21 protein-coding genes are annotated in these 23,143 nt (G+C 55.0%); 17 read left to right on the top strand and 4 right to left on the bottom strand.

Features of this window, described 5'->3' with window-relative positions:
* Window positions 1-82: 82 nt before the first annotated feature.
* A complete protein-coding gene (locus tag KF752_15140) occupies window positions 83-355 on the bottom strand; it encodes a hypothetical protein (GenBank protein ID MBX3422887.1) in 273 nt (90 codons plus the stop codon).
* Here KF752_15140 and ispH point away from each other — a divergent pair.
* From ispH to KF752_15095, 9 genes are all read left to right on the top strand, one after another.
* A complete protein-coding gene (gene ispH / locus KF752_15135; GenBank protein ID MBX3422886.1) occupies window positions 345-1,298 on the top strand; it encodes a 4-hydroxy-3-methylbut-2-enyl diphosphate reductase in 954 nt (317 codons plus the stop codon). The genes KF752_15140 and ispH overlap by 11 nt on opposite strands.
* Window positions 1,299-1,418: 120 nt before the next feature.
* A complete protein-coding gene (locus KF752_15130; GenBank protein MBX3422885.1) occupies window positions 1,419-2,420 on the top strand; it encodes an aspartate carbamoyltransferase catalytic subunit in 1,002 nt (333 codons plus the stop codon).
* Window positions 2,421-2,458: 38 nt separating this feature from the next.
* Window positions 2,459-3,745 (top strand): dihydroorotase, encoded by a 1,287-nt coding sequence (locus KF752_15125; protein ID MBX3422884.1) that lies wholly within the window; start codon window positions 2,459-2,461, stop codon window positions 3,743-3,745.
* Between the two features lie 515 nt (window positions 3,746-4,260).
* Window positions 4,261-6,186, top strand: coding sequence for a hypothetical protein (locus KF752_15120; GenBank protein MBX3422883.1), 1,926 nt, complete (start codon window positions 4,261-4,263; stop codon window positions 6,184-6,186).
* A 134-nt stretch (window positions 6,187-6,320) separates the two neighbouring features.
* A complete protein-coding gene (locus KF752_15115; GenBank protein MBX3422882.1) occupies window positions 6,321-6,686 on the top strand; it encodes a TerB family tellurite resistance protein in 366 nt (121 codons plus the stop codon).
* A gap of 12 nt (window positions 6,687-6,698) precedes the next feature.
* Window positions 6,699-7,349: a futalosine hydrolase gene (locus KF752_15110; protein ID MBX3422881.1), complete on the top strand. Its 651-nt coding sequence runs from the start codon at window positions 6,699-6,701 to the stop codon at window positions 7,347-7,349.
* 47 nt (window positions 7,350-7,396) lie between these two features.
* Complete coding sequence (locus KF752_15105) at window positions 7,397-8,254, top strand: 1,4-dihydroxy-6-naphthoate synthase (GenBank protein ID MBX3422880.1); 858 nt, start codon at window positions 7,397-7,399, stop codon at window positions 8,252-8,254.
* 366 nt (window positions 8,255-8,620) lie between these two features.
* Complete coding sequence (gene flgM / locus KF752_15100) at window positions 8,621-8,917, top strand: flagellar biosynthesis anti-sigma factor FlgM (protein MBX3422879.1); 297 nt, start codon at window positions 8,621-8,623, stop codon at window positions 8,915-8,917.
* A 184-nt stretch (window positions 8,918-9,101) separates the two neighbouring features.
* Window positions 9,102-9,623 carry a transcriptional repressor gene (locus KF752_15095; GenBank protein ID MBX3422878.1) on the top strand — a complete coding sequence of 174 codons (522 nt, stop codon included), beginning with the start codon at window positions 9,102-9,104 and terminating at the stop codon, window positions 9,621-9,623.
* A gap of 10 nt (window positions 9,624-9,633) precedes the next feature.
* Here KF752_15095 and KF752_15090 read toward each other — a convergent pair whose 3' ends face one another.
* Window positions 9,634-10,341 carry a hypothetical protein gene (locus KF752_15090; GenBank protein ID MBX3422877.1) on the bottom strand — a complete coding sequence of 236 codons (708 nt, stop codon included), beginning with the start codon at window positions 10,339-10,341 and terminating at the stop codon, window positions 9,634-9,636.
* Between the two features lie 300 nt (window positions 10,342-10,641).
* On the opposite strand from KF752_15090, the gene KF752_15085 reads away from it, so the two are divergent.
* Window positions 10,642-12,321, top strand: coding sequence for a transglutaminase domain-containing protein (locus KF752_15085; protein MBX3422876.1), 1,680 nt, complete (start codon window positions 10,642-10,644; stop codon window positions 12,319-12,321).
* A gap of 158 nt (window positions 12,322-12,479) precedes the next feature.
* Here KF752_15085 and KF752_15080 read toward each other — a convergent pair whose 3' ends face one another.
* On the bottom strand, window positions 12,480-12,902 hold the full coding sequence (locus KF752_15080) for an NUDIX domain-containing protein (protein ID MBX3422875.1): 423 nt from the start codon (window positions 12,900-12,902) through the stop codon (window positions 12,480-12,482).
* Window positions 12,903-13,065: 163 nt separating this feature from the next.
* Between KF752_15080 and KF752_15075 the strand changes: the two genes are divergently transcribed.
* From KF752_15075 to KF752_15055, 5 genes are all read left to right on the top strand, one after another.
* Complete coding sequence (locus KF752_15075) at window positions 13,066-13,644, top strand: cob(I)yrinic acid a,c-diamide adenosyltransferase (protein MBX3422874.1); 579 nt, start codon at window positions 13,066-13,068, stop codon at window positions 13,642-13,644.
* A 111-nt stretch (window positions 13,645-13,755) separates the two neighbouring features.
* Window positions 13,756-14,094, top strand: a complete 339-nt coding sequence (locus KF752_15070) for a P-II family nitrogen regulator (protein ID MBX3422873.1) — start codon at window positions 13,756-13,758, stop codon at window positions 14,092-14,094.
* A 20-nt stretch (window positions 14,095-14,114) separates the two neighbouring features.
* Entirely contained in the window at window positions 14,115-16,742 is a 2,628-nt protein-coding gene (gene glnD / locus KF752_15065; protein ID MBX3422872.1) for a [protein-PII] uridylyltransferase, read from the top strand.
* Window positions 16,743-16,780: 38 nt separating this feature from the next.
* Window positions 16,781-17,413: an NAD(P)H-dependent oxidoreductase gene (locus tag KF752_15060; GenBank protein ID MBX3422871.1), complete on the top strand. Its 633-nt coding sequence runs from the start codon at window positions 16,781-16,783 to the stop codon at window positions 17,411-17,413.
* Window positions 17,414-17,421: 8 nt separating this feature from the next.
* Window positions 17,422-19,347, top strand: coding sequence for an ABC transporter ATP-binding protein (locus KF752_15055; protein ID MBX3422870.1), 1,926 nt, complete (start codon window positions 17,422-17,424; stop codon window positions 19,345-19,347).
* Between the two features lie 44 nt (window positions 19,348-19,391).
* On the opposite strand, the gene KF752_15050 is transcribed toward KF752_15055, so the two are convergent.
* Window positions 19,392-20,165 (bottom strand): NIPSNAP family protein, encoded by a 774-nt coding sequence (locus tag KF752_15050; protein MBX3422869.1) that lies wholly within the window; start codon window positions 20,163-20,165, stop codon window positions 19,392-19,394.
* A gap of 242 nt (window positions 20,166-20,407) precedes the next feature.
* On the opposite strand from KF752_15050, the gene KF752_15045 reads away from it, so the two are divergent.
* Both KF752_15045 and radC read left to right on the top strand, forming a co-directional pair.
* The gene (locus KF752_15045; GenBank protein MBX3422868.1) at window positions 20,408-21,532 is read left to right on the top strand and encodes an exo-alpha-sialidase; all 1,125 of its coding nucleotides are present in this window, start codon (window positions 20,408-20,410) and stop codon (window positions 21,530-21,532) included.
* 557 nt (window positions 21,533-22,089) lie between these two features.
* Window positions 22,090-23,037, top strand: coding sequence for a DNA repair protein RadC (gene radC, locus KF752_15040; GenBank protein ID MBX3422867.1), 948 nt, complete (start codon window positions 22,090-22,092; stop codon window positions 23,035-23,037).
* Window positions 23,038-23,143: the final 106 nt, after the last annotated feature.

Here is a 23,143-nt window from a genome sequence, read left to right as displayed (position 1 = left end):
CGCGATATATGCAGGTATAGTGGCTGTCGTACCAATGTTCCTACGACAGTGGCTAGATGGAGCCCAAGTGCGGCTGACTGAATCAATTGCCAGAGGGTGCTGCCCACGCGGTTAAATGCTCAAGTGGTCGGCAATTCGGATTCACTTGCTCGCCCAAGCGGCTAAGATAGGCTTCCAAGGTTGTCCAGGCTTTTTTGAGCAATTCTAAAGCCGGATCGCGGGCTCGACCGCTTCCGATAACGAGATCAGTGACAGGCGCGAGAAGAATGCCACCTGGATTACCCAGCGGAGACTTCCATTTCAAGCGGAAACTCAATGGAGCCGGCCAGTAGCCGGAATAGGTGATGGAAATCATTCTGGCGGCACCCCGAGGCTTCTGTGCCGGGGTCCACATGGCGGTCACCAGCTTGGAGATAGCCATCCAACAGCTGCCAGGTCCGATCTACGTTTACCACGAGATCGTCCACAACCAGTACGTGGTCCGTCGATTTCAGTCCAAAGGCGCCATTTTTGTGGATTCGTTAGATCAAGTACCCGAGGGGGCCACCGTTTTGTTCTCTGCTCACGGTGTCTCGCCGCAAATCCGCGACATGGCCAAGCAGCGGCGGCTGACGGCCATCGACGCTACCTGCCCGCTGGTCACAAAGGTCCATTTGGAAGCCATCAAGTACGCCAAGCAGGGATACAACATCATTCTGATTGGTCATGAAGGGCATGATGAAGTCATTGGTACGATGGGTGAAGCACCTCAGGCCATCGTGCTGGTCGAGGACGAGCACGACGTCGACCGATTGGACTTTGCACCAACAACCAAGCTGGCCTATTTGACTCAAACAACTCTCAGTGTGGACGATGCCAATCGAGTTATTGCTCGACTGCGCAGCCGCTTTCCTTGGATTGCCAGTCCTCCTAAGGACGACATTTGTTACGCCACGCAGAATCGACAGGAGGCAGTTCGCCTCCTCAGCCAGCAGGCCGATGTCGTGCTGGTGCTGGGCAGCCAGAATAGCAGCAACAGTCAGCGTCTGCGCGAGCTGGCCCAGGATCGTGGCCAGCCTGCGTATTTGATCGACGGCCCCGACGACCTGCAGCGCGCATGGTTCCGCCCGTCCGATTGCGTGTTGATTACGGCTGGAGCCAGCGCTCCGGAGTCGGTTGTGCAGGCGACAATTGCTTGGTTGCAGCGAGAGTTTAGCGCTAGCCTAAGCGAGCAATCCGTGCGCAGTGAAGATGTTTACTTTCCGCTGCCCAAGCCACTGCGGGGTTACGCTCAGGCCAGCGGCACCTCGCAGACATGAGTGGTTTGACGTACAATAGCTGCCGAACTGTTTGAGCATGATTCGCTGACACGCGACGCCTGACACCCAGCACTGCGTGAAGACCTTTTGACTCGTAAGCCAACCGATCTGCGACCTGGCATGTCTCCTTGCACCACTGTGCCGCTTCCACGTTACCCAGAGCACTGGCAGCGTCGGCATTTGCTGGATTTGGAAAGCTTGTCGGCTCAGGAGATCGTGACGGTGCTGGACACCGCCGAGCAGCTCAGCCAAGCTCATGCGGCGGCGGGTCAAAAGCTGTCGCTCCTGTCTGGCAGAACGATCGCCAATCTGTTTTACGAAAACAGCACGCGTACGCGAAATAGTTTTTCTTTGGCCGCCAAGAGACTAGGGGCCGATACAATCGAGTTCTCGTCCAGTGGCTCTAGCGTTTCTAAGGGTGAGACATACATTGACACCGCCAAAACGATCGAGGCCATGGGCGTGGACGCGGTGGTGACGCGCCATGCTACGCCAGGTACCTCCCATTTGTTGGCACAGCATCTCAGTTGTTGCGTGGTCAACGCAGGCGACGGGTCCCACGAGCATCCCACGCAGGGGTTATTAGACATCCTGACGATTCGCCAGCAGCGTGGAAGTTTGGACGGCTTAACCGTGGCTCTGGTCGGCGATATCGCGCATAGCCGTACCGCCCGCTCGAACATCTGGGGATTGCTGAAACTAGGCGCTCGAGTGATCGTCTGTGGTCCAGCGACTCTGGTGTCCAAGAAATGGGAAACGTTTGGCGTTGAAGTGGCTCACAATTTGGACGCAATTTTGCCGCGCTGCGACGTGTTGAATTTGCTGCGAATTCAATTCGAGCGACAAGACACGCGGCCTTTTCCGTCGGTCAGAGAATATGCGTTACTGTATGCCATGAACTCCGAACGCATGAAGCGCAGCAAGCCTGATATTTTGATTATGGCACCTGGGCCGATCAATCGCGGCGTGGAGATCGCTCCCGATGTCGCCGATGGTCCACATTCGGTCATTCTGCAACAAGTGACCAACGGCATCGCCATCCGCATGGCTGCGCTATGGTTGCTATTGGGTCAGTCAGTCAGACAGGCTGTCGATGGCCGCACAGCACGGGGAGGCACATGATGCCTGATCCTCAGACAGACACCCAGCGCGAGCCTCGAATCAGCAGTTGGTTGATTGACCATGGCCGATTGATTTGCCCAGTAAGCGGATTGGATCGCGTCGGTCGATTGCTGATTCATCAAGGCGTTGTAGCGGCCATTGATCCAACCGATGAATCAGTTCCAGCCGGCGCACAGCAGGTCGATGCACGCGGCTGGATCGTCGCACCGGGATTGATCGACTTGTCGACCGAAATTGGCGAACCCGGCAATGAGGAAGACGAGACCATCCAGTCGGTAACACGCGCCGCACTGGCCGGTGGCTTCACGTCGATCGCTTGTGCCGCTAATACCGATCCCCCCATCGATACCGCTACGGCAGTTGAATTCATTCGGCAAAAGGCGGTCAAGGCGGATCGCTGTCGAGTGCATGTGATTGGCTGTGTGAGCAAGGGCCGGGCAGGGGAGGAGTTGGCGGAGATCGGCTCGCTGGTGGAAGCTGGAGCTGTAGCCCTCAGCGATGACCCTTCGCCGCTCAGCAGCGCAGCCTTGCTCCGCCGAGCGCTTGAGTATTGTCTGATGTTCGATCGCTGTCTCTTAGATCGGCCAGAAATTCCTGGGTTGACTCGCGGTGGGCTGATGCATGAAGGCCTAACGCAATTGGTGCTGGCCCTGGCGCCGATGCCAGCCGAAGCCGAGGACTTGGCCACTGCCCGCGATTTGCGACTCCTGGAAGCCACTGGAGGGCGGTTGCATTTGAGCAGTATATCGACGGCGGGCAGTGTAGAACTGGTTCGTCGCAGCAAGTCGCGTGACAGTGGAGTCAGTGCCGGGATACGAATTGCGAATTTGTGTTTCGACGATCAAATGATGCGATCGTTCGACGCCAATTTGAAAGTCAGTCCACCGCTGCGGAGTCAGGAGCATTTGGAGGCCTGCTGGGAAGCACTGGCCGATGGCACGATCGATGTCTTGACTTCAGGTCATCAGCCCAAAGCTCTGGAAAAGAAGATGCAGGAGTTGTCCGCTGTGCCATTCGGCATGTCCACGCTGGATACCGCGCTGGCCCAAGTGATTACCTATCTGATTCGTCCCGGAAAACTAGATTGGTGCCGGGCTATTGAAGCGCTGACCATCAAGCCAGCGGCGGTGTTGGGAATTCCAGCCGGAACATTGCAAGTCGGAAGTGCAGCCGACGTAGTCTTAATTGATCCCGATGCGCAGTGGACGGTTGACACCAACCACTTCTATTCACTCAGCCACAATACGCCGCTGAACGGACAGTCGTTGTATGGCCGAGTCGAGATGGCTTGGGTTGATGGCCAACGCAAATTCTGTCGGCAGTGAAATGAAAAAAGCCGCTAGGAGGTTAATCCTAGCGGCCATTTTCGAGCCTTTGGCTGTTGGCGGCAAAAAGCGGAGCCGCTGCGAGACTGGCGAAAATCGGGCGTGCTTCTGCACTTGCCACTGGTTGATTTTGGCCAACGCGTAAAATTGGTCCCTCTGCCGAAAAGACAGCCAAAAGTTCATTGAGTTGTAGGCTCTTCAGCGCCTACAGCGTTTATCATAGGTCACCGCGAGCCGGCAGCAAGGTAAATCGACCGATCCTGCCAGGAATCGTCGATGATTCCTCAAAAAATTACCGACTTTCTTTGGCACAGACTTTGCCGTAGACTGCTTGACAAGAATGGCGTGTAGTTGCTGACGCCTGTGGTTCGCCGGCGCAGGGCCACGCCAATTTGCATTTTTATGAACTTGGTCACCGGCAATATGCGTGTGGCTTGAGCTGCCATTTGACTGGGCACTGGTTGTCACAGCCGACTTCAGATGGCCGCTGTGTCGCACTATGGTAACATCCTTCCATGACGCACTCAGCTCTACCAATTACGCCACTGACCCTGGGCAAACACATAACCTGCTTGCCGGTCATCCATGGCAGCGGAGTTTGCGCGTTGGCGGTTCGCCGCTGGTTGTTAGAGCATGGCTGCGATCTGCTGGCTGTCATCTTGCCAGATTCTTATCGCTACAGTGTCTTGGAGGGCGTCGAGGCGCTGCCGGCTCCATCGTTGGTCCTCCAGCGCCCGTTGCAATTCGGAAATTCGTGGTCGTCATTCAAACCGAATGATGATCTGTCGGAGGACGATTCTGAAGCTGGTCTATCGCCTGTGCTTCAACCGGCTTGGTGGAGTTACGTTCCGGTGGATCCCTGCCAACCGGTCATCGCAGCTTTGCGAGTGGCCTTAGGTGAGCGCTGGGATATCGAATTCTGCGATCTTGAGACCGATGTTTTTCAGCCGCAATCTTCAGTCCTTCCCGATGCTTACGCCTTGCGTAAAGTTCCACTGGAGCGTTTTGCTACAGCGATCTTGCCAGGCATCAAGCGGCCACAGCAGCCGCAAGTCATCCAGCGGCTGCAGTATGTCGCCCGCCGGCTTAAACAACTCGAGCGCAGCCAGCGACGGATTGTGATCGTTTGTTCTATTCTAGAATGGCCTTGGCTGCGCGAAGCTTTTCGCGAGCCAGAAGACAGTCCACCGCTGGCTGACGAAGTCCAATTGCCTGCGCGCTATGCCGTTCAGTCGAATTCGTTGCTGTTCATGTTTGGCGAATTGCCCTATATCACGGGACTGTACGAACGCGCTCGGGCTGAGTTGGAAGAAGACGAAAATCTAACCATTGACGGCGTCAAGCAGTTGTTGCTTTCGGCGCGTTCCAGTTATCTGCAAGATTTCGGCAAACGCGCGCGGCGGATTACTCCGCTGATGTTGTCGCAGTGTCTGAAATACATCCGCAACTTGACACTCATGGAGCGGCGGATGTCGCCCGACATGTACAACATGGCCGTGGCAGCGCAGCAGATTTTAGGTGACCAATACACCATCCATTTGATCGAGGCCGCGCGCAGCTATCCCTACGATTCTCAGCCCGACTTGATGGAAATCACCATGGGCATCGACCAGCTGCGTACGCCCGATGGTGAACGGATTAAGGCTCACAGCCGATTACCCGGTCAACCGTTGCAATGGCGTTCATTAGAATTGAACAAAAAACCCGCGCTCCAAGACAAACAGCGCTGGTTGGCTCGCTGGAATCCCTATGGACAATGTTCGTGGCCACCGGAGGACACGTTGATCGAAAGCTTTCGCACGCGCGTCGCTGATCGCGCCCAGGCGCTCATCGGAGCCGATTTGGCTCGCAGCGAGAAGTTTTCCTCCAGCATCAAAGATGGAATCGACATTCGCGAGACGCTCAGGCATTGGTACGACGGCGATATCTACGTCAAAGTTCTGCCGCCCAGCGTTGGCAGTTTGGACTGCGTAGTGATGTTGTTCGATACCCCGGCCGATCCGCGCGAATACCCGTGGCGGACCACGTGGTTTGCCGAGCATCAAAATGAGTCAACGCTGGCGTTTTTTGCTACCGATTTTGGTCAAGAGATGGTGGGGCCAGGAATTGCGCTGGCAACCTATGGCGGAGCCATGTTCTTGTTTCCACCAGTGGCCATCGCCGATATTTGGAGCGACCCTCGTCTGCAACACGCAGAGGATTTGGAAGAGCGGTTATTGGCGGCGGCCTGTTTGCATTCTCGCGAAAGTCGCATTGCCCTGTTAAGCCCCAAGTCTCCAGGCGCTCGTTGGCGACGCATCGCCCGCCACTATCGTCGACAACTGGTTCATATCCCCCTGAGCCATTTCAACGATGCCATGGTACAGCAAATGCGGATGGTTCACGTGCTCAACGGCAAACAGGTCCGTTCGTATGCCGAGCATTTTATCAGGAAGGCATAGCTCACTTGTCCATTGCACTTTGCTGTAAACTGAAGGACAATGGTCATCAGTCCGAGAGGGTTGCTATGTTCGCCAGAACTTGGGAGGCGATAGGTTAGATTACGATTGTGAAACGAAAGTAAGGGAGCGGTCGCTTGAAGAACTTGGATTTGCTTAGAAATTTGGTCATTATGAGCGCCGCCGACGGCAGTTTTTCGGCAGAAGAAATTGCGATGCTGCTTGATCGTTGCAAGAAACTTGGCATGCGCGAACAAGATTTGCAACAGTCGATCAATGAGGTGTTGGCCGGCACGGCCCAATTGACGTTGGCAAATACTACTGGGGAGCAAGAGCAGATACTGGAGGATTTGCTGCGAATGATGGCGGCTGATGGCTCCTTGAGCAATTCAGAAAAACGGCTGTTCGCGGTAGCCGCCGCCAAGATGGGCTTTGACGGAGATCAACTGGATGCCCTGATCGATCGCCTGGTCAAGTCGGTTGACGCCAAGCACAGCGCCTGAAAGAAGCTCGTCGTGACTCGTGGCTGTGATTTGATTTTGATTCCTACCGAGATGGAACGCAGTCTATGCCAGCCTCAGTTGAGTCGGCTAACGAGGCGCGGTGTGGCGCGGGTTGAGCTATGCGGGTTGGGTCTGGTACACTCAGCTGCCTTCTCGGCCGCTTGGATCGCTCAACTGCGGCCGCACCAGGTGTGGCTGTTGGGAATCGCCGGTAGCTACCACGATCAACTGCCGTTGGGAACCGCCTGTGAATTCACTGAGGTTGCATGTTACGGTATTGGAGTTGGTGGCGGAGCAGATTGGGTTTCGGCCGAGCGACTCGGATGGCTTGAGTTGTTTTCAGGGCCAACCTGTCCCGGTGACGTGATTGACCTAACTGGCGATTGCGCGGACAGCCAGCGGCAATTGTTGACCGTCTGTGCGGCCTCGGCGAATTCCCAGGAAGTGCAGCTGAAACGCCAATATTTTCCAGCGGCCCAAGCTGAGGACATGGAGTCGTATTCGGTCGCCGCAGTTTGTCAGCAGTTCAAGGTTCCGCTACGGGTTATCCGTGGCCTGTCCAATCGCGCCGGTGATCGTGCATTCGACACATGGCAATCGCGGTCAGCTATGATGGCGGCTGTCCAGTTGGCTGAAAGTTCGGGATGCGGCTCATTGAGGTAATCAGACAATCGACCTGCGAAGGCGGGAAGTGAACAGATTCAATAGCGATGCTGAATTCAATGGCAACGAAGATCAAACTTGGTATATCGACCTGTCCAAATGATACCTTTGCGTTTCACGGTCTGCTGGAGCGTTTGGTCGATTGGCGCGGATTGGAATTCCAAATTGAGTTGTTAGATATTCAAGAGCTGAATCGCGGCCTGCGACTGGGACAGTTTGATGTAGCCAAAGGCAGTTACTTTGCGGCACTGAAGTTAGCCAATAAAATCGTGGTATTGCCCAGTGGCTCGGCGTTGGGATTCGGGGTCGGTCCGCTGTTGTTGGCGGCTCAACCCGATAGTTGGCCGACGAGTTCTCACCAAGTAGTTTTGTGTCCCGGTGAAGATACGACTGCCTCGCTGCTATTTCAGTTGTTCTATCCTCGCACGGTTCGAAGCCAGCAGACGCTGTTTTCCGACATCATGCCTGCGCTGCAGCGCGGTGAGGCCGATTTTGGAGTCTGCATACATGAAGGGCGGTTCACATGGCAGACTTCTGGGCTGCATTTAGTCGAGGATTTGGGCACGCGCTGGGAAACAGAAACCAATTGTCCGCTCCCGCTGGGAGGCATCTTTGCGAATAAGTCGCTGGGTGATGAAAGGTTAGGCCGAGTGCACGCAGCGATCGAAGACTCTGTGCGATTGGCGAGGCAGAATCCACAACTCGCATTGCCAACCATGCGTCGCTATGCGCAGGAGATGGATGACCAAGTGTTGATGCAGCATGTTCAGTTGTACGTCAACGATTGGACAGTAGACTTAGGGCCGGTGGGCTGCAAAGCGGTGGACGAGTTGGCTCGACGGGCGATGGAGGTCGGCCAATTGGATTCGGCTGTCGTGCCGTTGTCCATCTGGCAGGCTCGGTAGCAACTGCCGTCGCTGTCGCGATTCACGCCAGAGAGCAGATGCCAGCCCTGGTCCACAGGCTGGTAATCGTAGCAGCCTAGCAGCATGTCTACTGTCAGGCTAGAATTGCACACCTATCATTCGCCAGCCCGTTACAAACCGAAATGCTGGCAAAACCTGTATTTTACGGGAAACACGCGGGTGGCCTGGGCCAACAGTCGATAAGTGCTGTACAGAATTCTGCGCTCGCGCTGGTCTCCTAAGGTTGCTATGGACAGGCACATTCGATTCCGACACGGAATGCGACGCTCTGATTGGACTTGACCTCGTATAGTCCACTGTCCTATAAGTCACTTACACGCGAACTCTCAGGGGAGAACCTACTTCATGCAAATCAACAGTTTGCAGTCGGCGACATCCATTCAACACGCAGCTCGAACCGCCGGGGCCTCGTCCGCCAAACCTGTGCAGGCACCGGTGCCGGTCGGATTGCCGCAGGACCAATTGGAATTGTCGGCGGAAGCACAGCAATTGTTGGCCTCTCAGGCTGCCGGCTCTCCTACCGGGAGCGACATCAGAGCCGAGCGGGTTGCAGAAATCCGTAACGCCATCGCTCAGGGTACCTATGAGACTCCGGAAAAACTGTCGGTCGCCTTAGATCGTCTGTTGGATTCCTTGGGTTGATCGAACACAATACTGACGTAACTACGCAGCTTGGATCGTCATTCAAGCGGTCATTGGCCGATGGCCAATGCCGACGTACCAGTAGCTACCGTTGCCGGACAGTGAGAGAGCGGTTCGCCCACCGTCTGGCGACGATAGCTGCCAATAGGCCGCTGGTCTAATTCTGTCGTTGGACTAGAGTGTCATGCCCAATCAATCGACTGCCCAGCCGGCCAGCGGGCTCGAAGCTGTTCAGGTCTCACAGACCCCCAACGAACGTTTCGAGGAGTATCTGGCCTCACGCGGCCTGAGAAAGACCGAACAGCGGCGGTACTTGGTCGAACAGGTATTTCAGCGGCATGAGCATTTTGATGCCGACCAGTTGATGGAACAACTGCCCAAACGCGGGCAGCCCAACTACGTCAGTCGTCCAACTGTCTACCGGACCCTCAAGGAGTTTGTGGACGCAGGCCTGTTACGTAGGTTTGAGCTAAATGGCCGCAGCGTTTATGAGCACGACTACGGTTACCCCGAACATGATCATTTGTACTGCACCGGCTGTCATCGGTTGATCGAGTTTCAGACGCCGCAGTTGGTGCAGCTTCGCGACGAAATCGCTCGTAGCCATCGCTTTCGCGTGCGCAGTCACCGGTTGATCATTCAGGGGGTATGCGAAAACTGCAGCCAGGCTCGCAAGTCCCAGCGGCATCGCCAGGACCGTGTGTAATGCCATTCGACTAGCAGGTTGCGGCGTCGTCGCCTTCAGCTTCCATTCCTAGTCGCGTTGCCAGCGACAGGAACTGGTCGTACATCTTTTCGCTGCTGGTGTGCACATGTTCGGCCTCGGTGATGAATCGGATGCCTTTGTCGATGTAGACATCGTGCTTGATGAGTACTCGCTCGAACGATTCCAGCGGCGAACCGTAGGCGATAATCAGCTTGTGTTCGTCGAACTGAACTTCTTGCTGCCTTTTGGGATTCAATACAGCGAGGCCTGCACAACCATCGTTCATCAGTAAGTCTTCGAACTCGTACAGAATGCTCTTTAGCACTGGCAGGTCAATGTGCTCGCGGTAATAGTCTTGATGCCCGCTGTCATGATGGTGACTGGTCTCTAGCACAACGTCGACGACGGAGCCAAGAGTGTCTAGCATGTCGATGAACAGATCGAACAACCGCTCACGCGAGGCTGCGGCCATAATGACCGGAACCTTGGCATTGTTGTTAGGATCGACATACATATCATGGCGAAAGCCTTGACGAGGTATGACTTGCAAATCAACTGAGGGGCGAATTGCATCCGTCAATTCAAACACGCCGTACTGACAAACTTCCAGGTGTGCTTCAAGTTGTTGTTCGGTCAGTCCACCAAATGCCATCGACGAGTTCACTGAGGGCGTACTCACGGACGGATTGGCGACGGGCGGAGTTTGCCGAGAGGCCATTATCAAGTCTTTCAGGGATTCGTGGAGAACTAGCCAAAACATCAGGCTGTTTTGCGACAACCAAAATTAGGTTACTGGCGCAGCGCAAACTCCAAATCGCTCGAAAGTAGCCAGCTTTCCTAGAGATTCCCAACGGAAAGAATCCCTGTAATCGTTACAATCTGAGAGTGTCCTAGGGCGCTGTTGCCGCTTGGAAACCGGACTGTGATACAATTGATGTTTTCGAGCATCATCGCCCGCGTTGTGGGCTCGAAGGATCACTTTTGTTACCCGGTTGATCGAATTGGCAGGCAACGTCACATGTCCCTGGTTTCTGTATCCTTGAAAATGCAGCGAGTACCTCTAAATCGTGCTCTAAGGTTGGCCTGTGCCATCGGTTGCTGCTGGATCACGTCGGGTTGTCAACGTAGTCAGCCTTTGTCAGACGAAGTTCGTCAACAACTCTTGGATCCTGTGGCTGGCTTGAAGACCGATCAACCGGTCCAACCACTAGAGGATGACATCCAGCAGATTCGTCTGGCGGGGCAAATTTCTAGCCAAGACTGGATTGCGCCGGACCGCTTGCCCTGGCAGACCGCCGAGGTCCAGTATCGAGGATCGGTTCGCGTCGGCTATTCGCGAATTTCGGTCCAGCAGGGCGAACTGACCAAATCCGGCCAACTGAGGCTGCGCCGCGAGGACTTCATTGAACGCCACTTTAGCGGAGCCGCCATCGAGCCACGGCACGTGGTATACGAAGAGATTCAGCGATCCAATGGGGAGCTATCCAGTTTCCGTTTTTCGTCCAAGGCAGGCGAGGCTGTCGAGCTGGAGACCGAAGGTCGCTTGGTTTTTGGCGAGCTGCAGGTGACGCGCCGCGAGGGCAATGCTGCCCCGACCACCAAAAAAATACCTTGGCCCAAGGGTACCTGGGGCTCAATGGGGCTGCAAATGATGCTGATGCGTGCGCCCATGGCTCCCGGGAAGATCATCGAGGGCCAGATTTTCATTCCGCAAATGAGTGATTTCTTGCCAGTTCGCTTGGAAGCCAAGGGGCCAGACATTACGACCTTAGCCGATGGCAAGGCGGCCAAGTTGCTACAGATTCAAGCCACCATCGGCCCGCCGGAAGCCAACGTCTTATCACACATCTGGACCGATGAGTATGGAGTCATTGCCAAGTCGGTTACGCTGACGGGTGAGCCAACGTTGCAATTGCGCGTCGATACAGAAACCGTCGATCGCTTGTCCGACCAGACGCGGTTTGCTGTGGAGATACAAAAAGAATTTCAATTGACCGCCGACGGAGTGGCGCTGCCTCAAACAGACCCGCTACGGCTGCGGGTGTTTTCGCTGGACCTGGATCTGGAGCAGCAGTTTATTTCTAGCCAGCGGCAACAACTGCGTTTGCTCAATGCCAGCACCGGCGAACTATCGCTAGGGACACTCACATCTGGGGGTACCGCCAGCGGTGCCAGTTCTGCACCGCTACCGGACGATTTAGCTGCGACAGCGCTGGTGCCCGCCAGCAATTCACTTATTGCCCAGATGACTCAAGAATTTTTAGCCGATCAGTCCAGCGACGATCTCCGGCAACGCGCATTAGTCCTGCAAGCTCAATTGAATAACGTCTGGCAACTGCAACCGCGAATTGGTGAGATCAAGAGCACTATCGAATCGGCCCGCCATCGTAGCGGCGGAAACATTGAATGTGCGTGTGTGCTGGCCGCGCTATTGAGGCAGCAGCAGATCCCTGCGCGGTTGATGGGCGGATTGTTGATCGACGCGGCCACAGCCAACGCCAGGTTCCACGTATGGACTCAAGCCTGGGTGGACGACCATTGGCTGGACTTGGACGCGACGCAGTCGGAGCCTGTTTCGCGACTGCACGTGGCCATGCGAGCTGTCTCCAGCGTTGGCGAAAACCCCTACCGGCCGTGGCGCGAGCTGTTAAACGCGGTTAGCAAGATTTCTGATATCAGCGTGACGATCAAACCCTGAGCGCATTTGTCCAGGATAGCCCCGTCTAGTCAGCCTTGGTTGCTGAGCAAAACGCAACTGCTGCGCCAGTCAGCGAACACTGCGTTTTCTCGCCAACTCATGAAGCTTGCGCAAGTCAATAGATTGCGGCTGTATGTGGTCTTGAGCAGTGGCCCATGCTAATTGTCGTGGTTCAGATAGCGCGTTAATGCTTGCAACAATGGGTCGATAGTTGCCGCTTGAATACTTCCGCGGGCTGGCCAACCGAACCATTGATATCCAATGTGTTCAGTCAAGTGGATCGGTTTGACGCTATCCACATAGCCCAGGAAATAGGTGACGCGCTTGTGGTAGGCACCTCGCTTGGAAGATTGCACCGGATATTCGATCACGAATCGGAACTGGTCGTCCACTTCAACTTGTTGACTGCCAATACCGGTTTCTTCTTCGGTCTCGCGCAGGGCGGCCGTCAGCAGATCTTCGCCGGGATCGATGTGACCTTTAGGCAAATCCCAGCGATTGTTGTGTTTGAGCAATAAGAACTGCGCCGGCTGGGACCTGGTCAGGATGAACATGCCAGCGGCTTCTACAATATCTCCCATTGTCGTATCCGATTCGTACAATACTGTCCGTCAAAACACATTCCGACCCGCAGTGCAACTGCTAACCGCGCAGTCAATAAACCGTTATCCAGGCCGCAGGCACTGGCCAACTCGCCTGCGTTACCCCGCCACGACCGCTGAACTCGATGAGGAACCGTCGCTAGTGAAAATCTATACCAAAACAGGAGATGCCGGAACTACCGGCTTGTTTGCTGGCCCCAGAGTATTCAAGGACGATTCGCGCATAGTCGCCTACGGTAGCGTCGACGAACTAAACGCTCTACTGGGCGTGGTTCAAGCCATGTTGCCGGAACCGTTGCGCGACCAAGCATTGGTGGATAAGTCTTGGTCGGAGTCGTTTCATGAAATGCAATCCGATTTGTTCGCCATGGGGGCGGAGCTGGCCACGCCCGACCCCGATGGGAATTCAATGCGTTTGCTGAGCCCAGGGCGCGTCTTGGCATTGGAGGCGATAATCGACCGAGCAGAGCATGATCTACCGCCGCTGGCGAATTTTATCATGCCGGGCGGGGTTCCCGTGGCGGCTTATCTGCATTTAGCACGTACGGTGTGCCGCCGCGCCGAGCGCGAATTGGTAGGTTTAATCCGTCAGCCGGACACAGCCGATTACAGCTTGGCCTTGATCTATCTGAATCGACTTGGCGATTTGCTGTTTGTCTTGGCTCGACTGGCTAACAGCCGTTGCGGTGGTAGCGAGTCGATTTGGCGGCGTCCAGAGTAACCAGGCTAGACTCGGATTCCTGCAAACGCCAGTCCAGGTTAGACTTAAGGCAGTTGGTAGGCGATTAATCTGGGTTTAGAACTGGGGCGTTACTGCTGGAAAGGCGGATTCATGAAGAAGGTAGAGGCGATCGTTCGCCATTTTAAGCTAGAGGACGTGAAGAATGCGCTGACTGAACAAGGCGTGCACGGGATGACTGTTACGGAAGTGCGCGGATATGGTCGCCAGAAGGGACATACCGAAATCTACCGTGGAACCGAATATGCCGTCGATTTCGTTCCCAAAGTCAAGATCGAGATCATCTGCAACGATACCGATTACCGAGCGGTGGTCGAAACAATCTTGCGAGTCGCTCCTACCGGCCAAATTGGTGATGGCAAAATCTTCGTGTCTGAGCTGTCCGACGTGATTCGCATTCGCACCGGTGAATCGGGCGAAGAAGCCATCTAGCGGCACGAAACGTTAACGCTATGAGCAGCTCCACATCGGGCTTTTCCGCCGAAGTTGTCCAGTCGCGAAAGCGCTACAAAGAAGGGCTGTTGTCTCTTCATGCGCTGCATGATAGCGGCGGTTCTGCGCTTGAGGTCAGTCACGGCCTGGCCGACTTGTGGGACGATGTGGTTTTGGGGCTGTTTGACGAAGCGCTGAATCAGGCACAACTTGACCACCCCGAAAACATGCTGGCACTGGTAGCGCACGGTGGTTATGGGCGCCGCGACGTGTCGCCTTATTCGGATGCGGATTTAATGTTACTGCACGCTCCGGAATATGAACAAGCTGCTGGACAAGTCGCCAAGAGTCTCTGCCAGTGGATTGGCGACACCGGGATGCTGTTAGGGTTTTCGCTCCGCACTGCGCCGCAGGCTCTCAAGCTGGCTTGGAGCGATGCGACCGTATTTACGACGCTGGTGGAGAGTCGCCAGTTGGCCGGTAGCCAGTCGCTATTTGAAAGTTTTTTTCGCGCCTTCCGCGAGGGGACTCGCAAGCGCAGCAAGCGGCTGATTGCCCTCATCGAAAAGTCGCGCCGCGAGGAACGTCGTAAATACGGCGAAACGGTGTTCTTGCTGGAGCCCAATATCAAGCGCTCCCGAGGAGGCCTGCGCGACGTGCAGTTGGTACGCTGGCTGGGTTTCGCACAGTATGGCGAAGCTGACTTGAGCAAACTCGAGTCTCAGGGGCATCTATCGCAAGAGGACTTTCAGTCGCTGCGGGATGCCCATCTGTTCTTGCTGAGACTGCGCCATCAAATGCACTTTGTGGCCGGTAAAACGCAAGATCAACTGGATCGGGCTCTACAAATGCAAATGGCGCAGTGGGCCGGCTATACTGGCGCCGAAGGCATTCTGCCGGTCGAGCAGTTCATGCAAGAGTATTTCGCACACACCAGCGAAATTCGATATAGTAGCGCGCATGTGCTGGAATCGGCCAAATATAGTTCCTTGTTCGTGCAGTCGCTGGAACACACAATGGCGATTCGCGTGCAGCGCGACTACCGTGTTGGTATCCGGCATGTATGGGCCACGCCTGCCGGACTGGATCGACTGACACGCGACACGGCGGCAGTGCTGGAACTAATGTCGATTTCCAGTCGCTATGGTAAACCCATCGAACATGAAACGTGGCGGCAAATTCGTATCGCCATGCGCAATCGACCTGTCGGACAGATCGATCCGGTGACTATCCGCCGTTTCTGGGAACTGATGTCCAGTACCACGGGGCTGGCCGGTCAGTTGCGAAGACTACATGAACTGCGTGTGCTCGAGCAGGTCATTCCTGAAATGACTCACGCCCGCTGCTTGCTGCAGTTCAATCAGTATCACAAGTATACCGTCGATGCGCATTCGATTCGGGCTGTTGAGTGCGTGACGGAACTGGAGTCTAATCCATCACTGCTGGGAGTCATCTATCGCGGCCTTAAGCACAAAGCGATTCTGCATCTCGCGCTGCTGATTCACGATCTGGGCAAAGGCTACCCGGAAGATCACAGCGAAGTTGGGCGCCGCATCGCGTTGAATGTGGCGGATCGGCTCCAGTTGAGTCCACAAGATCAAGAGACATTAGCATTTTTAGTTCACCAACACCTGTTGTTAGCGCTCACCGCGTTTCGCTATGACCTCAGTGATCGTGCGGCGGCCGTACGGTTTGCTGCAGTGGTAGGCTCCAGCGAACGTCTGCAACTGCTGTTACTGCTGACCTACGCCGATCTGGCCAGCGTCGGTCCGGATGTGGTAAATCAGTGGAAGATCGACTTGCTGCTGCAGCTCTACTATCAGACCGATGCTCACTTTCGCGATGATAAACCTGGAGAAGGCTTTCGCGCCGAGATTGCTTCTCGCCGCCAAGCTGTGCTGGATGCGGTAACCGGTGACGCCGATCAGGATTGGTGGCAACAGCAGGTAGAGGCATTACCCATCGGCTATTTGATGCGTTCCTCGCCTAAAGAGCTCGTGGGCGAATTGGAGCAGTTCAAACTGCTGGACCAACAACCGTGTTTGGCTTGGGGGAAATACATCGAATCGCAAAAGGCTATTGAATTCACGATTGCCACACAGCAGCACGGCCGGCTTATCGGCACGTTTCATCGCATTACTGGAGCGCTGACTAGCCAGGAAATGCAGATTCTAAACGCCGACATACATACGCAACCGGGCAATATTGCCTGGGACCGGTTCTTGGTTGAAGATCCACAGTCGGACGGTCGACCTTCCGATTCGCGCATCGAAGCCGTCTGTCAAGCAATTCGCAGAGCCTTAGATCCGGACAATCCTGCGACACCGACGTTTGCCAAAAAATGGAATAAGTATAGTGGACAGGCAGCGGCAAACCTGAAGACACAGCCGACACTGGTTCGCTTCGATAACAGTACGTCAGACCATCACACGATCATTACGCTGTTCGCCTACGACCGCATGGGGTTGCTGTACGACGTCTCTAAGGTACTGTTCGACATGGAACTGGTCTTGCATGTCGCCAAGATCAGTACGCACCTGGATCAAGTCGTCGACGTGTTCTACGTCAGCGATCTTGAAGGCAAAAAGGTTGAGGAAAGCACGGCACTTTATCTGATTCGCCAGCGTCTCTTGTTAGCCGTCAAGTAGTCAGGCAGTTTTGTTCACTTTGTGTTGAGCGCCAGGCCATGGATACACAGAAACTATTGCTGCAATTGAATTGGCGATATGCTGTCAAAAAATTCGATCCACAACGTCAAATCGACTTGGCGACTTGGCAAGTCCTGGAGCAAGCTCTAGTGCTGAGCCCCAGCAGTTATGGATTACAGCCCTGGCGATTCGTGGTCATCACCAGTCCCGAGATCAAAGCCCAGCTTCCCGCGATTTCGTGGAACCAGCGACAACCGGCTGATTGCTCGCACATGGTCGTACTGACCGCCAAGGAGCAGCTGGATGAAGCCTATATCGACCAACACGTTCAGCAGACCGCCGATGCGCGCGGGGTATTGCCAGCTGCGCTGGCCGGGTATCGACGCATGCTGCTGTCGGCGATTGCACAGTCTGAATCGCATTTGGATTGGAACAGTCGTCAGGTCTATTTGGCCCTGGGGCAATTGCTCACAGCCGCTGCCATACTTGGCGTTGATGCTTGTCCATTGGAAGGTATTCAACTGGACGCCTACGATAAGCTTTTGGGGCTCGAGGCGCTCGGCTATCGCTCGGTGGTGGGCTGCGCGCTCGGCTATCGAGACCCAAGTGATGTTGATGCGACTAAACACAAAGTGCGTTTCGCTACCCAGCAGATCATTCAGCGAGTGTAGTCCCAGCGATGTCATCCACCAGCAGTCGCCAGCGTTTTCGAGAGTACCGCCAGGAGGTAGCTCAGCGTCATCGCTCTGGGCAGCGGCCTGGTCGGTTCCATAGTGAGCGATCCGACACCGATGCATCTACGGCGAGCCACCGCAGCTTCTGGGTTCTGCTGGTGCAATTCTGGCGCGAATTAGGGACACATCGCCTGAAAGTCGTCGTTGCACTGACGACACTCACGGTATCTACGCTGCTGGGCCTGATCCCGCCGGCTGGAACCAAACTGGCCATCGACTACGTGCTTACTGAGCCCAGGTTGGAACTGCCCAATTGGCTGGCTAGTCGTCTCGGTTATCCGACGCCGATGCAGTTGTTGTGGATGATTGCCGCTGCGGTAGTCGTCGTGACGTTGCTGCGCACCGTAGTTCACATCTGGGGTCGTAAGTACGCTACGCAGGCGGTGCAATTGATGCAGGCTGATCTGCGTCGGCGCGTTTTCGAGCATGCTATGCGTCTACCCCTGCATCGCATTCAAATGCTCAAGAGCGGTGGAGCCACCAGCCTCATTCGCGAAGATGCCGGTGGTGTGGCCGATCTGATTTTTAATATGATTTACAACCCCTGGCAAGCAATCGTGCAATTGGTCGGCAGCTTCATCGTCTTGTTGTTAGTCGACTGGCGGTTGCTGGTTGGTGGATTGCTATTGCTGCCGGCTGTGTGGCTAACGCATAGAACCTGGATATACCGAGTCCGTCCGCTCTACAAGGACATCCGCAAACGCCGTCAACACGTGGACGCCAGCACTACCGAAACGTTCGGTGGCATTCGTGTCGTTCGCACATTCGCTCGCGGAAAAAGTGAGTCCAATCGCTTCGTCAAGTCCACGCACCTCATCGCCCGACAGCAGATGATGGTCTGGTGGGCCACGCGATTGTTGGAGATCGTTTGGGAAGTCATTATTCCATTGGCCTCGACCGGCCTGCTTTTGTACGGTGGCTGGCAAATACTGAACGGTCGAATGTCGCTGGGTGATTTGATGATGTTTCTGGTTTACTTGACGATGCTACTTGGACCTATTGCATCCATCGCCTCCAGCGCTATGAGCTTTCAAAACAATCTGGCTGGACTCGATCGAGTCCTCGATTTGCTGCAAGAGCAAACGGAGACTGCCCAACAGCCTGGTACTCGCCCAGTAGTGCGCAGCGACGTGGCTGGAGCTATACAGATGAACGGCGTCTGCTTCAGCTATCCAGGATCCGATCGTCTAGTGCTCGCCGATATCAATTTTACCGCTCCCGCTGGTTCCACAATCGCCCTGGTCGGTCGCAGCGGAGCCGGCAAGACGACCTTATGTAACTTGGTCGCACGCTTCTATAATCCAACTCATGGTACCATTGAGTTAGATGGCCGCAATGTCACCGAGATTTCACTTGAGTCCTATCGCAAGATCCTTGGTGTCGTAGAGCAAGAGGTGTTCCTATTTGATGGAACGATATTCGAAAACGTGGCCTACGGTCGTCAGGGGGCTAGCGTGGATGAGGTGACTGCGGCCGCCCAGGCCGCTGCGGCCTTGCAATTTATCCAGCAACTGCCGCAAGGGTTCAAGACCGTGATTGGTGAACGCGGTTTCAAACTTAGTGGTGGTCAGCGTCAGCGTCTGGCCATCGCCCGAGCCATTCTGGCTGATCCAAAAATCTTGATCTTGGACGAAGCCACCAGCAACCTGGATAGCGAAAGCGAGCGGCTCATACAAAGTAGTCTCGCCAAACTCCTCACAGGTCGCACCGCCTTTGTCATCGCTCACCGGTTGAGCACCATCATGCACGCTGATCAGATTTTGGTGCTCGACGAAGGCCGCATCGTTGAACGCGGCACCCATCAGCAACTCATGGACCACGGTGGTCTTTATCAGCGCATGGTCCTGCTCCAAACTCAACCCGCCAACTAACATTCGCGTGCCCGCACTGCGGGAAAATATGTCGGCTGATGGTTTCAGCGAATAGGCGAATAATCGGTGGCGACAAGAAATTCAGAGAGCACGCCGTTTTCGGTGGCGGTCAATGATCCGCCGGCACGCTCTTCCGACGCAGAACGCACTGCCAGCCATACTGGATCTTGGCGAAAATTGGTGAAAGACGTTTGAGCCGCCTCGCGCGACGGGTGGGCCAAAATGTACAGCAGCTTGTCGCTCCATCTCTTCTGATCGGCAACGGGTGTCCAGTAGGCGATATTGGTCATGCCGTGCTTTGCGAATAACTTGACGGTGTGCTCGCGAAAGCGCTGGTGCAACGCATCGATATTGCCCGCAGTAGCTGTGTATGTCCGCAATTCGAAGACGCGATCACCTTTGACATGAGCAACAATCTTGGGTGAATAGTCGCTGGCCGAAAAATATGCGGTTTCAACTTTGCGGACTAACCGTCCGTCGACTTCGCTGGCCTTGTAGGCGGACTGCCACTCGGGGTCGGCCATAAAAGCCTTCCAGGAGTTGTCGCGCGCATCGCGATCAGGATATGCCAGAAAGTAGATCAGCCTGGAATCCGTATTGTCGATCGGCGTCCAGTAACCGACATTTTCCATGCCATGCTTTTCAAACAGTCTTACAGTATGGTTACGGAAACGCTCGTGCAGCGCGTCTAGTTTTCCAGGGGCGGCATAATACACACGCATCTCGTATAGACGTGAATCGTCCTGCGACGTTGCTTGAGTCTCCATCGCTATCCACCACGTTCCAGCAGCCACAATGATCGTTAGCCAGCGCACCATCGTATAGTCTCCGTGCATTGCCATGGGTATGTTGAAGTGAGTGCACAGCGCTCGATCAGAATATCAACCGCGTAGAGCGCAGTGTTATGGTAAACTGTAGTGGCTGTCGCGTACAGCAGTCGGTAGTCCATCCCGCGTTCTGGCGAATGTAACTAGCCCAACCGAAGTGAACGCCGTGTGCAGCTGCCGTCGCCAGACAGCGTCGTTCTCTGAAGAACATCGTTAACAAGTGAGCGCGATCGATGAAATCATTAGCTGGGTTGCTGTGGATTGCCGGATTATTGTGTGTGCCAGTTCAGGGCCAGAATCCCACGGGCGGCAAGACGATCGTGACAGTCGCGGCTAGTACGCCAGAGCTTACGCGCAAGGGTGAAGGCGACGTGATCGAGCTGGATGATGGGCGTTTGCTGGTGGTTTACATGGAGTTTTCCGGAACTGGCAGTGATTTCGCTCAGACTCGTCTGGTGGCGCAGTGGTCCGGCGATGGCGGGTTGAATTGGTCGGGGCATCGTGTGGTTGCAGAAACAGCGCCTGGTGACATCAACGTCTATTCACCCAATCTACTGCCTGCACACGATGGCGCGGTGCTGCTGCTGTTCATGCGGCAGCACCACACCAACCCGATAACATCCACAATCTATACCTGGCGATCCAGCGATAGCGGCGCAAGCTTTCAGCCGGTCGGTCAAGTTTCAAACGGGTATTACGGATTGTGCAATGCGGTGGTCAAACGTACCTCGTCGGGAAGATTATTATTGCCTGTGACGGTGATCGACAAGCAGGGTACGACGGCGCATGGTGAGACGTATGCGGCTATTGTGCTACTGAGCGACGATGATGGGCGCTCGTGGCGCGAAAGCAACGGTCGCATTCAGTTGCCAATGCGTGGCGTGATGGAACCACATGTTCAAGAGTGCCGCGATGGGCGCATGTTAATGGTCATGCGCAGTCAACTGGGTGCACTATTTCTGTCACAGTCGACCGATGACGGACAAACCTGGTCCAAGCCACAAACCAGCGGTCTAAGTTCACCGGAATCATGCCCCGAGCTGACACAAATACCGTCGACCGGCGATCTGTTGATGATTTGGAACAACAGTCCGTATGATCCGGCATTCCGATCGCACTTTGGCAAACGCAGTCCGCTTACGGCAGCTATTTCGAGCGACGATGGGCGTACCTGGAAAGTCGTGGATGATATCGAATCGGACCCAGACCGAGCTTTCTCCAATCCAGGTTGCCGGTTTACTCGCAGCGGTCACGCGATCATCAATTACTGGACCTGCCAGTATTTGCCGAATTGGGCCATGCAGGACGTAATCGACCTGCGTCTGGCCATCATCGACTCGAAATGGTTTTACCGCTAGAGTTGGTCACGCCATACTCTACCCAGCGCAAGCGGTGGGCGTCTGAATCGCGTGAACATGGATTAGTGCACGTCTCCGTAACATGTAGGTGATTATTAGCTCGTCACTCGGGGGTAACCCGGCCTCAATATGCATACACGTCAGCACAGCCCACGGCGTTCCAAGAACGCGCAGCAAACTAGTATTGCCCACCAACGTTTTGGCGATATCTGTGGCACCGAAACGCTGTTGGCTGCGCCATTTGCCCGACAGAACGCTCTGTTCAATTCGTAGCGAATCATCAGCGTACCATTCATGCTACAATGCAGATCGTTGAATAAAAGCCAACATCTTGGTGGCAAACGACGAGACGTTCCAATGACGGCATGAGCCAATATGTGAAACGATTGCAAGCGTGCTGCATCTAGCTGCTGGTCAATGAGCGTTCGTAATAATCAACTTACCGTGTCTGATCGATATTCAGAGAACCAACCGCCTCGGTACTGGCTGCAGGCCAGCAATCTACTGCCTGAAAGAGTGATGAGTACTTAACCTCCGTTGTCATCGGCTTGGTGATTATGAGGAAGAAACAAGACCAACAGCGCCGCTCCAAACTACGCGAAGTATTGTCGCTGATTTCCGAGCGCCCCAAGTTCCGCCGCCAAGAGATTCAGTTCTTGTGTCGCGAAGCTTCGCCCGCGTTTGTCACGAAAGTGCTCAAACAATTGCACGCCGAAGGCGTGTTGCAGCAAAATAACAGTCAGGGACAGGTGAGTTATGAATGGAACGACCAGACGTTTCATGCCGAGCAGTGGATCGATCGGCAAATTGTTGGCGATCAGGTCACACAGTTGCCTGCCGAAGAGCGACCTCGAGAGAGATTGTTGGCAGTTGGAGCTGCTCAACTGAAGAACAGTGAACTACTGGCTGTACTGATTCGTTCGGGACGTCCCGGCGAATCGGCCATGCAGGCCGGACAGCGGCTGGCGCAGAAGTTCGTGGAGCGAATTGGCGAGTTGCCACGCTGTTCAATGCAAGAACTGCGGGACATCAGCCAGTCGGTATCCGTAGCGGCCTACTGTCAGATTATGGCAGGCATCGAGCTTGGCCGCCGAGTTGCTCAAGCGCTGGACCAGCGGGCTGAGCGGCCCAAAATCATCAGCACTCAGGCGGCTATCGAGTATTGTCGCAATCATTTTCAGCGATTGGCAACCGATGCTCTGCAAGAGGAGTTTCACATCGTGACATTGGATACCAAACTACAACCGATCCGTAGCCATCGGATTACTGTGGGAACATTGGATGCCAGTTTGGTGCATCCGCGCGAAGTTTTTAAGGCCGCAGTTCGCGATTCGGCTTCGTCCATTCTGTTGGTTCACAATCATCCCTCAGGCGATCCAACCCCTAGCCGTCACGACCGTGAAATCACTCAGCGTCTCAGGCAAGTCGGCGAAGTCATGGGCATACAGGTTGTAGATCATATCATCGTCGCTCGCGATCGCACCGTAAGTCTTGCAGAATGTTAGCCGTACTTCGAGATTGAGTGACCTCTAGTTTCGTTCCGCCACAGCACACCCTACCGTGGCCACAATTTGGATCAATAGTCGAGTCGAAGTCACCACGCACCGTGGT

Source organism: Pirellulaceae bacterium (assembly GCA_019636385.1).
Classification (GTDB): domain Bacteria; phylum Planctomycetota; class Planctomycetia; order Pirellulales; family Pirellulaceae; genus Aureliella.
Note: the sequence above shows the minus strand (reverse complement) of the source record. Positions and strands in the feature narration are given on the sequence as shown.